The following is a 12,128-nucleotide window of genomic DNA, read 5'->3' on the forward strand; positions in this document are numbered from 1 at the left end:
TCGCGTGTCAGGTAAATTACTATCGTACAGTGGTATCACTACAAAATCAAAGGCAATGGAGAGTAAACTCATCAAAGGCGATGATTATAGAAAACTTTCCGAGATGACTTCAGTCAATGAATTTGTCCTATATTTTAAATCTCATGATGCATATCAGCCATTCTTTGCGGCACTAAGTGAAAATGCTGTGCACAGAGGGCAGATAGAGATGGTATTAAAAAACTCGTTGTATGACAGTTTTGCAAAATTATATCGGTTTGCCGATAAAAAACAAAGAGAAATATTAAAGCTAGTATTTTTCCATTACGAAGTGTCAATGCTAAAAAGTTGTTTGCAAAAGCTGTATAGTCCAGAAATTAAATTAAATCTAGGAGTATATCGAGAGATTTTTAAAGAACATTCCTCTTTACGGTTGGTAGAATTAGAAAATGCAAAAAATTTGGAAGAGTTTACAAACATTCTTCGGGGTACAGAATACTTCCCCCTATTTATGCGAATGTTGAATTCCAACCATAAAACCTTGTTTGATCTAGAGATGCAGTTGGATGTTTACTATTATAAGGCATTATGGAAGCGTAAGAATAAAGTATTAAAAGGGAAAGAACAAGAAACCCTCACTAGGGCTATCGGTACAAGAATCGACGTTGCGAATATCATGATGATCTACCGTAGTAAAAAATACTACGCGGTAGAACCAGCAGATATCTTAGCGGTTATCATTCCGATTTCCTATAAGTTAAATCAGCATGATTTAATGAATATGATTAATGCTAGTTCAATTACGGAATTTACGAATCTTTTACAAGCTTCAAAATATCGAATTGATAAGGAAAATCTAACTCAGGATGATATGGAGAGAGCTTATTTTGAAGCTATTTTGTATGCATATCAATTTAGTAAGGTTAAGTATCCAGTTAGCATTGCGCCAATCTTAAATTATCTATACCTAAAAGAATTAGAGATTGATAATTTGACCACTGTACTCGAGTGTATCCGTTACGGATTGGAATCTGATCATATTTTAGAATTGATTATTAAACTTTAGTTTTATGTAGTGTGAAAATAAAAGCAATTTTCACACTAAATTAACCACATGGAGGTGAATTACGGTGATTGAGAAAATGAAGTTTTTACGCATTACGGGTCCTAAGGAGGACATTAACCGTGTAATTACTCAGTATTTAAGTAAATATGAGTTACACGTTGAAAATGCTCTATCAGAACTGAGCGATATACACAATCTTACTCCTTACGTGGACACGAATACGTATAGAGAAAGCTTATTAAAAGCTGAAGATACCATGAAACAACTTCGTCCTGAAATAAAGCCTTCGGGACGCGAAATCACCTATAAAGAGGCTGAGGATTTATTAGAAAAAATGCATCTGATGCTAGATGATCTAGACGTGCAAAAGAAAGAAATCAAAGAGAAGTTAGAAACCATTGCTGAAAGACAGGATGAAATCAAACCTTATCTTTCCTTCGATCTTGAGCTTTCTAAAGTAAATAGTTTTCAATTTATACGATGTCAATTTGGCCGTATTGCAATTGATTACTATGAGAAGTTAACAAAATATATCTATGAAGATATGAACACAATCTTTATAGAATGTAAATCCGATAAAAATTATGTTTATGGTGCTTATTTTGTACCAACGATTCATGCAACAAAGGTAGACGCTATTTTATCTTCCCTGCATTTTGAAGATATGGATTTCCCAGAAGGGTATTCCGATACCTTAAATGACATCAACCAGGGCTTAAAGCAAGAACGCCGTTCTTTGTTAAAACAACAGGATGAATTATTACTCACGATGAAGGACGTACTTAAAAAGCATGCAGCAGATTTTGTTGCAGCCTATGAGAAGTTAAAAGAATATTGTGATAACCAACAAATTAGAAAACTTGCTGCTTGTACTAGGCAGAAAGAAGAGGTTTATTATATTCTTTGCGGATGGATGTCTGAAAAGGATACGGAATTATTCCTTAGGGAGATAGGAGGGGATCATGAGGTGACTTGTTTCGTGGATGACCATGCCAGTAGTACTACCTCAAAACCCCCCACGAAACTCAAAAATCCAAGAATTTTTAAGCCATTTGAAACATTCATAAAGATGTATGGCTTACCATCATACAAAGAAATTGACCCTACCATATTTGTAGCATTAACTTACTCTATTATGTTTGGTATGATGTTCGGTGATGTTGGTCAAGGCTTATGTCTTGTAGTTGGTGGCTTTATATTATATAAAGTTAAAAAGTTAAATCTTGCAGCAATATTATCCTGTGCCGGAATATTTTCCACTATATTTGGTTTCTTATATGGTAGTGTATTTGGATTTGAAGAATGGATTGAACCTATTTGGACGAATCCAATGAAAGATCCAATGACTGTATTAATTACAGCAGTTGGATTTGGAGTATTCCTTATTTTCATAGCAATGATATTTAATATAATAAATGGTATTCGAGAAAAAAATATTGAAAAGATATTTTTTGATACCAATGGTATTGCAGGATTCGTATTCTATGGTTCTGTGGTAGGAATCGTTGTATTACTATTTACAGGCCACACTTTACCAGGAGTTTTTCTATTGTTTATAACAATTGTAATTCCTTTAATGCTTATTTTTATAAAAGAGCCACTTACAAGACTTATTGAAAAGAAGACTGATTTGATTCCTGGTAGTAAAGGTATGTTTTTCCTTGAGACCTTCTTTGAGATGTTTGAAGTTATACTTAGCTATATAACCAATACAGTATCCTTCGTGCGTGTTGGTGCTTTTGCACTAAGTCATGCAGGTATGATGTCAGTTGTATTAATGCTTGCACATGCGGAAGGATCACATCCAAATATATTAGTTATTATTCTGGGTAATTTATTGGTTGCTGGCCTAGAAGGATTGATTGTAGGTATTCAGGTATTGCGACTGGAATATTATGAAATGTTCAGCCGCTTCTATTCAGGAACAGGAAAAGAGTTCAAAGCAAGACGTGGTGGCGAATAAGCCAATAAACTCGTAAAAAAAGGAGTGTTAGTGTATGTATACAAATTATATTATAGCAGGTGTTTTAGTATTAAATTTCTTTTTACCAATTGGATATATGTTGTTTAAAAAACAGAAACAGCAAAAAACAACAAAATGGGTTTTAGGTTCTCAAATTTTTGTATTTTTTGCAACAGTAGTTGTAGGTTCTTTACTTATGTTTCATAGCGCTTCCAGTACAGTTGCAATGGCAGCAGCAACAGAAGCGGCAGCAGGTGCTGCTCCAGTAGCTAATGATGGCTTACGTTTTATTGCAGCAGCATTATCAACAGGTATGTCAACAATCGGTGCTGGTATTGCCGTAGCTAGTGCAGCTAGTGCAGCTCTTGGTGCATTAAGTGAAGATTCCAAGATTATGGGTAAAGCATTAATCTTCGTTGCTCTTGCAGAAGGTGTTGCTCTTTATGGTATGTTAATTTCCTTCATGATTTTAAATGCTTAGACTTGGTAACAGCAAGGCCCAATAAAGAGGTGGAATAAATGAAAATGTTTCTTATCAGTGATAATGTGGATACCTATACTGGTATGCGTTTGGCTGGGGTAGAAGGCGTTGTAATTCACTCGAAAGACCATCTGGAGGAGCAGTTAAAAGCGGCAGTTGCAGATAAGTCTATTGGAATCATTTTAATAACAGAGAAACTTGAACAAGAATTTCCTGATATTATAAATGATGTTAAGCTACATCGCCGTTTGCCATTAATTGTCGAGATCCCAGACCGCCATGGTACAGGTAGAAATCCTAACTTTATCACGGACTATGTAAGTCAGGCAATTGGATTAAAATTATAAGGAGGTTAGTCTGTTATGAACATCAAAGAAAAAGCAGAACACTTCTATAACATGGCAGTTGACAATGCTACTGCTCAGAATACAGCTATGGTAGAAGATTATAGGCTACTCCTTGAAAAGGAATTGGAGCAGCATAAAAAAGATGTGAGAAGAAAGGCAGATAATTATCTTAAAGAAGAGATGGAACGCTTAGTGCGTGAAAAAAATACTGCCCTTGCTTTAAAAACATTAGAGATTCGTCATTTATTTAAAGACAGAAGCACAGTAATAACAGAAGACCTATTTTCAAAGGTAAAAATAAGTCTTTTCGAGTTTATGAAAACAAAAGAATATGTGGAACTGTTGAAAAAACAAATCAAGGAAGCGAAGGACTTTGCCAAAGATCATTCCGTTACAGTATATCTAAACAGTACGGATGCAGATAAGGCTGCCATGTTAAGAGAGGAATCTAATATCACGATTGAAATCAGTACAACAGACTTCTGGGGTGGAACCAGAGCTGTAATACCAGATAAAAACGTGGTAATTAATGAATCCTTCTTAAGTAAGTGGGAAGAGGCGAAGGAGAGCTTTGCTCTGAAGGGAGGCAGCTTCCATGAGTGAAATAGCAAAAATTACAGGAATTAATGGTCCTGTTGTTTATGTAAAAGGGAAACAGCCATTTCGTATTGCTGAAATGGTGTTAGTAGGAAAACAAAATCTAGTTGGTGAAGTTATCAGTCTAGAAAAAGGAATGACAACGATTCAGGTTTTCGAAGAGACTACGGGATTACGTCCGGGAGATGAGGTTACTTCAACAGGAAGCGCAATTTCCGTAACGTTAGCCCCAGGTATCATTAGTAATATCTTTGATGGTATTGAGCGTCCTTTAAGCGAGGTTGCAAAGCAGTCTGGAGCGTTTATTTCGAGAGGTGTTAATATTCCTTCCCTTGATGAAAAGAGATTGTTTAAGACACATATTACAGTAGCTCCTGGGGAGCTTGTGTATGGGGGAAAAATAATCGCTGAAGTACCAGAAACTCCTGCGATTACTCATAAAGTAATGGTGCCTCCGAACGTGGAAGGTAAAGTAATCTCTGTTGTATCCGATGGCGAATACACCATAAAAGATACTATCGTTGTAATTAAGGATAGAGATGGAAAAGAAATAAATCTTACGATGACACAGAAGTGGCCAATTCGTATTCCAAGACCAATTGGAAAGAGATTTCCAGCTAGTATGCCTTTAGTAACGGGTCAAAGAATTCTAGATTCCTTGTTCCCATTAGCAAAAGGTGGTACAGCAGCAATTCCTGGAGGATTTGGTACTGGTAAAACAATGACTCAGCATCAGCTAGCTAAATGGTCTGATGCGGATATTATCGTATACATCGGTTGTGGTGAACGTGGTAACGAGATGACAGAGGTACTAGAGGACTTCTCTAAGTTAGTGGACCCTAGATCAGGAAAACTTCTTTTAGACCGTACGGTACTGATTGCCAATACTTCGAACATGCCAGTTGCAGCACGTGAGGCTAGTATTTATACTGGTATAACATTAGCGGAGTATTACCGTGATATGGGTTATCATGTAGCGATTATGGCTGACTCAACTTCACGTTGGGCAGAGGCTCTTCGTGAGTTATCAGGTCGTTTGGAAGAAATGCCTGCTGAGGAAGGTTTCCCTGCTTATTTGGCATCCAGATTATCTTCTTTCTATGAAAGAGCTGGTTATGTAGAAAACTTAAATGGTTCAGAAGGTAGTGTATCCATTATAGGTGCTGTATCTCCTCAGGGTGGTGATTTCTCGGAGCCAGTAACTCAGAATACAAAACGATTTGTTCGTTGCTTCTTTGCTCTTGATAAATCTCTTGCTTATGCAAGACATTTCCCAGCAATTCAATGGTTAACGAGTTATAGTGAGTATTTGACAGATCTAACACCATGGTATGCGAAAAATGTCGGAAGTAATTTCATGGATTACCGTAATGAAGTCTTACGTATCTTAACAGAGGAAAGTAAGTTAAATGAAATCGTTAAGTTAATTGGTAGTGATGTACTTCCGGATGATCAGAAATTAACCTTAGAAATCGCTAGAGTTATCCGACTTGGATTTATCCAGCAAAATGCATATCATGCGTCCGATACGTATGTACCTTTGGCGAAACAGATGAAGATGATGGAAGTAATCCTTTACCTTTATGAAAAGGCTAAGTCATTGGTTGAGATGAATATGCCGATGTCATTGTTAAGAGAGAATCCAATCTTTGACCATGTCATCTCAATGAAATACGATGTAGGAAATGAAGAACTCGCAAAATTTGACACTTATAAAACTGAGATTGATAAATTCTATCAGCATTTTATAGAGACAAACGCATAAAGGAGGGGTAGAGATGTCAGTTGAATATATTGGCTTAAGTGAGATCAATGGACCATTGGTTGTACTTGAAGGAGTAAATGACGCCTCCTATGAAGAAATTGTAGAAATTACGATAGATGAGCGTACAAAAAAAATTGGACGTATTGTTGAGAGTTATGAAGATAAAGCTGTAATTCAGGTTTTCGAAGGTACAGAAGATATGGCTCTTAATAATACAAGAACCAAACTTACCGGTCGTCCAATGGAGCTTGCTTTGTCAGAGGATATTCTCGGTCGTGTATTTAACGGAGTAGGAGAACCGATAGACGGACTTGGCAGCATCATTCCAGAGATGAGACGTAATGTAAATGGAGAGCCCCTAAATCCATGTCAGAGAGAATATCCAAGAAACTACATTCGTACTGGTATTTCCGCTATCGATGGATTAACCACCTTAATTCGTGGTCAGAAACTTCCGATATTTTCTGGAAATGGTTTACCACACGATGAGCTAGCAGCTCAGATTGTTACACAGGCTTCTCTTGGTGATGATAGTGACGAACAATTCGTTATTGTTTTTGCAGCAATGGGTGTAAAATATGACGTTGCTGATTTCTTCCGCCGTACCTTTGAGGAAAGCGGTGCTAATTCCCATGTTGTTATGTACTTAAACTTAGCAAGTGATCCAGTTATTGAACGTTTGATTACTCCAAAGGTTGCATTAACAGCAGCAGAATATTTAGCTTATGAAAAGGGAATGCATGTACTTGTAATTTTAACCGACATGACCTCATTTGCAGAGGCACTTCGTGAAGTATCTTCTGCAAAAGGCGAAATTCCAAGCCGTAAAGGATATCCAGGTTATTTATATAGTGAATTTGCAACCATTTATGAAAGAGCGGGTATTGTTAAGGGGTGTAAGGGTTCTGTAACCCAGGTACCAATTTTAACAATGCCAAATGACGATATTACACATCCTATACCAGACTTAACTGGATATATTACAGAAGGTCAGATTGTTCTTGAGCGTTCTTTATACCAAAAGAACATCTATCCTCCGATTAATGTACTACCGTCGCTTTCTCGTCTGATGAAGGATGGTATTGGTGAAGGTTTTACAAGAGAAGACCATCAGGATGTAGCAAATCAGTTGTTCTCTTGTTATGCTCATGTTGGAGAAGCAAGAGCGCTTGCAAGCGTTATTGGTGAGGATGAATTATCAGATCTCGATAAAAAATATCTTGCCTTTGGTAAAGCGTTTGAACAAGAGTTTGTTACTCAGACAAAAGAAGATAACCGTTCCATTGAAGATACATTAAACATTGGATGGAGATTGCTTGCAATTCTGCCAAAAGAGGAGTTAGACCGTATTGATACGAAGATATTAGCAAAGTATTACGGAAAGAAAGCAAGGGAGTGAGCATATGGATCAAAATTCATTTCCAACCAAGGGTAATTATATTCTTGCAAAAAACTCCTTAGCATTGTCAAAACAAGGCTATGAGCTAATGGATAAGAAACGTAATATTCTTATCCGTGAGCTGTTGGAGCTTATCAATTCCTCGAAGAATATTCAAAAGGAACTGGATGCAACGTTTTCCGCTGCATATTTGGCCCTACAAGAAGCCAACATAGAGATGGGAATCCATCATGTGGATGCGTTAAGCCATGCAATTCCAATCGAGGATTCGATTAAAATTAAAACTAGAAGTATTATGGGAACTGAGATACCGTTAGTCGATTATGATAGAAATAAGGATAATGTACCTAGTTATGCATTTTATGATACTAGACTTTCTCTGGATGAGGCGTGTAGGCACTTTAACGAAGTGAAAGAACTAACGCTCCGTCTTTCTATGGTGGAGAATGCTGCCTATCGATTGGCAACGAGTATTAAGAAGACCCAGAAAAGAGCGAACGCTTTAAAGAATATTACGATTCCTTATTACACCGGACTTACGAGGGAAATTGCAAATGCCCTCGAGGAGAAGGAAAGAGAGGAATTTACAAGATTAAAGGTAATAAAACGAGCAAAGCTTACAAAGAAACAAAAGGCTTCATAAAAATAAGTCTAGTCAAGATTTTCTTAAGAAAAACTTGATTAGACTTATTTTTCATGAAAAAGGTTAAATTCCTGAAGTATACTGAAGTAAAGGTTCGCGATGCGTTTACTTACTTAGTGAAATGCTGTATAAGGAAACGTACTATTAGGTAAAATGATATACATAGATCGAATATTATTTGTGGAATGAATATATTTTTCCTTTATTAAGGGGAAGAAAATCAGGGATTCCTATTTTAGGTATTGAATTCTCGGTATGAATGTACGATAATTTAGAGAGGCTTTGTATAAGTGCTGTGAATATAATAATAAGTGAGAAAAAACTTCATATAGTTTGATAAATAAGTTTAAAAAACACGGATGAATTTTCTTCTCTCTCAATATATAAGAAGTTCTTCGTAGGAGGTAGAATATGAAAATAGGCAGAAACGATATGTGCTGGTGTAATAGTGGCAAAAAGTATAAAGGTTGTCATATGGAAATGGATGAGCGAATTGCAGAATATGCTAGAAGAGGAGCGATGGTTCCATCCAGAGATATGATTAAGACTCCAGAACAAATAGAAGGTATGAGAAAGGCAGGACATATTAATACTCTTGTACTTGATTATGTAGAACCTTTTGTAAAGGCAGGAGTGTCTACGGAGGAATTAAATAGACTGGTAGAAGAAGAAACTAGAAGATTAGGTGGAATTCCAGCATGCTTAAATTATCATGGTTATCCAAAAAGTGTATGCACTTCAATTAATGAAGTTGTGTGTCATGGTATTCCAGATCCAAATAGAATCCTGATAGAAGGCGATATTATCAATGTGGATTGTACAACAATCGTAGATGGATACTATGGTGACGCTTCCCGTATGTACTGTATTGGAAATGTCGGAGAAGAGAAGGAGAGACTTGTTAAGGTTACAAAAGAATGTTTGGAACTAGGCCTTTCCGAAGCAAAACCATGGGGATTTCTCGGGAATATCGGGTATGTAATTCATCAATATGCAAAAAAGAACGGTTATACAGTGGTTAGAAATATTGGTGGTCATGGTATTGGAACAGAATTTCATGAAGAGCCATGGGTAAGTCATATTGGAAAAAGAAATACAGATATATTGCTAGTTCCAGGAATGACCTTTACGATTGAACCTATGATAAATATGGGGAAGGAAGGGGTAACAGAAGATCAATTCGATGGCTGGACCATTCGTACGGAAGACGGGAAACCTTCCGCTCAGTTTGAGTATACCATCTTAATTACTGAACAGGGAGCAGAGATATTGTCCAGATAAATGAAAGAGTTGCCATGGGATACATGTAGTATCCCATGGCAACTCTTTCATCTATCTTCATTCTAAAAAACAAAGATGTATATTTAGGTACAATAATAATTGATTAACCAAAGAAAGAGAATGCAAGGAATATTGAAGCAGTTAAGGAAGCTATTAATGATACAACAGTAATCTGTGTATTAATGGATGGTCCGGCAGTATCCTTAAATGGATCACCAACAGTATCACCCACGACAGCTGCTTTATGGGCTATAGAATTCTTACCGCCATGATTTCCTGCTTCCACATATTTCTTTGTGTTATCCCACAACCCACCGGAGTTTGACATAAACAATGCAAAGATCAGACCACTGACAATATTTCCTGTGATAAATCCGCCGATAGCATAGACACCGCCAATAAGGCCTACCAACAGTGTTGCTATGATTGTCATAAGGCCGGCAGGAATCAGTTCTCTAATAGCACCTTTGGTTGCAATTTCAATACACTTATCATATTCTGGGGTAACACCCTCACGGCCTTCCTTTAGACCATCAATTTCTTCAAATTGACGATGTATTTCAGATACCATGCGCTGAGCATTACGATTAACTCCAAGCATCAACATAGAAGAGAATAGCGCCGGAATAGCAGCACCAACTAACAATCCAAAGAAAACAAGAGGGTTAATAACATCGAATCCTTCGATTAGCGGTTTTCCAAGTTTGACAGCAGCTACATTCACTTCACTGATAAAAGCTCCAAGAAGCGAGATAACGGTAAGACCTGCAGCACCGATTGCAAAACCTTTTGTTACTGCTTTTACAGTATTGCCTGCACTATCTAAGGAATCCGTAATTTCTAATGCTTCTTCTCCTAAATCTCCCATTTCAACTAAACCACGGGCATTATCAACGATTGGTCCATAGGCATCGTTTGAAATAATCATACCGACAATTGATAACATACCAACGGCAGCCATAGAGATACCAAACATCGCATATCCGTCTCCTAAAGGTTCACATATCTTATAGGCAGCTACTGCCGAGATACCAATACCAACCATAGACGGAAGTGTACTCATAAGGCCATAGGAGATACCGGATAAAATAGTGAAGGCAGGACCGGATTCACTTGCCTTTGCAACTTGATGGACTGGTTTTCTTCGATCATCTGTAAAGTAGTCACTTGCGATACCGATAACAACTCCGACAATAAGGCCTATGGTACTTGCAAACCAAATTTCCCATTTAAAATTAAAAATATAGGTTGCAAGTGCAGTAAGAACTCCGAATATTACAGTTGTAACATATGTATTACTATTAAGGGCTCTTGTAGGGTTACCCTTTTTGTCCATCTTTGCTGTGAGTACACCGATGATGGAAGCGAATAAACCGATGGAAGCATAACAAAAGACCATGCTGGCATTTAAATGTCCGCCGGATGCTTTATCAAGAGCGGAAGCCATAACTAGAGCAGCGGCCATTGAGGCAACATTGGAATCAAATAGATCCGCGCCCATTCCAGCTACATCGCCGACATTATCACCGACATTGTCAGCGATAACTGCTGGATTTCTAGGATCATCTTCTGGAATTCCAAGTTCAACTTTCCCTACTAAATCTGCACTTATGTCTGCGGTTTTAGTAAAGATGCCACCACCTGCTTTGGCAAACAAGGCCAAGGAACTGGCACCAAAGGAAAATCCCAGCAAAGCTGTGGTATTGTCCGTCAATAACAATACTAAAGTAACGCCAAGAAGACTTGCACCAACAACCGCCATGCCCATTACGGCACCGCCACGAAAGCCGGACATAAAGGAGGGCTTAATTCCTTTGGTGCTTGCTTCGGCAGATTTTATATTAGCAATTGTTGCGATACTAATACCAACGTAACCGGCGATTCCTGAAAAAACAGTACCGAATACATAAGAGACAGCCATTAACAAATTGGATAACACATTTCCTTCCCAAATTGGCGATGGCAGAAAAAGAAAGATAATAATTGCAGCAACTGCGCAAAAACGAGATAAGGTTTTATACTCCTTACGTAAAAATGTAAAAGCCCCTTTTCGTATCAATTGACCAATAGCAGCTATTTTTTGATTGGAGGAGGGCTGCCCCTTTACCCAACGGTAAAGAAAAAAAGCAGCTCCGAAAGCTATTGCCGCAGTAATAATTGATACGATTTGAAAAAACAGTACATCAAAATCCACTAGACACATCTCCTTTTTCGTAATATTTTATACTTCATTTGCGAATCTTTTTGCATTACCGATAAGATATTGACAATGCATTACTTCATTCGTGTTTTTATAAAATATGTGGAACGGAAGTGATTCGAGCAGGACTTGGCAAGGGTTCTACATATCTATTCCATCCTAATGTATATAAGTCCAATATACTACAAAAATCGCTAGCACAATGCACAAAAAAGGAGGATTGTATTATTGGGTTTTACCTAGTATACCTCGGTAATATGCATAAATATTTATTCTAAATTGGTATAAAATGTCAATATACAAGGAAAAATATTTTTATGACTATAAATGGAATTAATGTTAACAATATGAAAGAAGCTACGAAAACCGTTTAGAAAAAATTTAGTTGAAAAACAATTGCAATGAAG

Annotated in this window: 10 protein-coding genes; 9 read left to right on the plus strand and 1 reads right to left on the minus strand. The window is 37.3% G+C overall.

Annotation, left to right across the window (positions count from 1 at the left end; all coding sequences use genetic code 11):
* Positions 1 to 4: 4 nt before the first annotated feature.
* The 9 genes from RTP52_RS13860 to RTP52_RS13900 all read left to right on the plus strand — a co-directional run bounded on the left by RTP52_RS13860 (position 5) and on the right by RTP52_RS13900 (position 9,521).
* A complete protein-coding gene (locus tag RTP52_RS13860; protein WP_312100481.1) occupies positions 5 to 1,045 on the plus strand; it encodes a V-type ATPase subunit in 1,041 nt (346 codons plus the stop codon).
* 64 nt (positions 1,046 to 1,109) lie between these two features.
* Entirely contained in the window at positions 1,110 to 3,008 is a 1,899-nt protein-coding gene (locus RTP52_RS13865; protein ID WP_312100479.1) for a V-type ATP synthase subunit I, read from the plus strand.
* 34 nt (positions 3,009 to 3,042) lie between these two features.
* Positions 3,043 to 3,489, plus strand: coding sequence for an ATP synthase subunit C (locus RTP52_RS13870; RefSeq protein WP_312100477.1), 447 nt, complete (start codon positions 3,043 to 3,045; stop codon positions 3,487 to 3,489).
* A gap of 38 nt (positions 3,490 to 3,527) precedes the next feature.
* On the plus strand, positions 3,528 to 3,836 hold the full coding sequence (locus RTP52_RS13875; protein WP_312100475.1) for a V-type ATP synthase subunit F: 309 nt from the start codon (positions 3,528 to 3,530) through the stop codon (positions 3,834 to 3,836).
* 15 nt (positions 3,837 to 3,851) lie between these two features.
* On the plus strand, positions 3,852 to 4,439 hold the full coding sequence (locus RTP52_RS13880) for a V-type ATP synthase subunit E (protein ID WP_312100474.1): 588 nt from the start codon (positions 3,852 to 3,854) through the stop codon (positions 4,437 to 4,439).
* Positions 4,432 to 6,198: a V-type ATP synthase subunit A gene (locus tag RTP52_RS13885; RefSeq protein ID WP_312100472.1), complete on the plus strand. Its 1,767-nt coding sequence runs from the start codon at positions 4,432 to 4,434 to the stop codon at positions 6,196 to 6,198. The genes RTP52_RS13880 and RTP52_RS13885 overlap by 8 nt, the downstream gene beginning before the upstream one ends.
* A 13-nt stretch (positions 6,199 to 6,211) precedes the next feature.
* On the plus strand, positions 6,212 to 7,597 hold the full coding sequence (locus tag RTP52_RS13890; RefSeq protein ID WP_312100471.1) for a V-type ATP synthase subunit B: 1,386 nt from the start codon (positions 6,212 to 6,214) through the stop codon (positions 7,595 to 7,597).
* 4 nt (positions 7,598 to 7,601) lie between these two features.
* Positions 7,602 to 8,240: a V-type ATP synthase subunit D gene (locus tag RTP52_RS13895; RefSeq protein WP_312100470.1), complete on the plus strand. Its 639-nt coding sequence runs from the start codon at positions 7,602 to 7,604 to the stop codon at positions 8,238 to 8,240.
* A gap of 411 nt (positions 8,241 to 8,651) precedes the next feature.
* Complete coding sequence (locus tag RTP52_RS13900; RefSeq protein WP_312100468.1) at positions 8,652 to 9,521, plus strand: methionyl aminopeptidase; 870 nt, start codon at positions 8,652 to 8,654, stop codon at positions 9,519 to 9,521.
* A gap of 103 nt (positions 9,522 to 9,624) precedes the next feature.
* Here the strand turns inward: RTP52_RS13900 and RTP52_RS13905 are convergent, their stop codons facing one another.
* Complete coding sequence (locus RTP52_RS13905; protein ID WP_312100467.1) at positions 9,625 to 11,715, minus strand: sodium-translocating pyrophosphatase; 2,091 nt, start codon at positions 11,713 to 11,715, stop codon at positions 9,625 to 9,627.
* Positions 11,716 to 12,128: the final 413 nt, after the last annotated feature.

This window comes from Lachnoclostridium sp. (genome assembly GCF_031997925.1).
In the GTDB taxonomy this organism is placed as follows: domain Bacteria; phylum Bacillota; class Clostridia; order Lachnospirales; family Lachnospiraceae; genus Lachnoclostridium.

Bases quoted from the DNA above. Each gene is read 5' to 3' on its own strand.
- RTP52_RS13870 (WP_312100477.1), top strand. From the start codon at position 3,043: ATGTATACAAATTATATTATAGCAGGTGTTTTAGTATTAAATTTCTTT.
- RTP52_RS13875 (WP_312100475.1), top strand. From the start codon at position 3,528: ATGAAAATGTTTCTTATCAGTGATAATGTGGATACCTATACTGGTATG.
- RTP52_RS13880 (WP_312100474.1), top strand. From the start codon at position 3,852: ATGAACATCAAAGAAAAAGCAGAACACTTCTATAACATGGCAGTTGAC.
- RTP52_RS13885 (WP_312100472.1), top strand. From the start codon at position 4,432: ATGAGTGAAATAGCAAAAATTACAGGAATTAATGGTCCTGTTGTTTAT.
- RTP52_RS13890 (WP_312100471.1), top strand. From the start codon at position 6,212: ATGTCAGTTGAATATATTGGCTTAAGTGAGATCAATGGACCATTGGTT.
- RTP52_RS13895 (WP_312100470.1), top strand. From the start codon at position 7,602: ATGGATCAAAATTCATTTCCAACCAAGGGTAATTATATTCTTGCAAAA.
- RTP52_RS13900 (WP_312100468.1), top strand. From the start codon at position 8,652: ATGAAAATAGGCAGAAACGATATGTGCTGGTGTAATAGTGGCAAAAAG.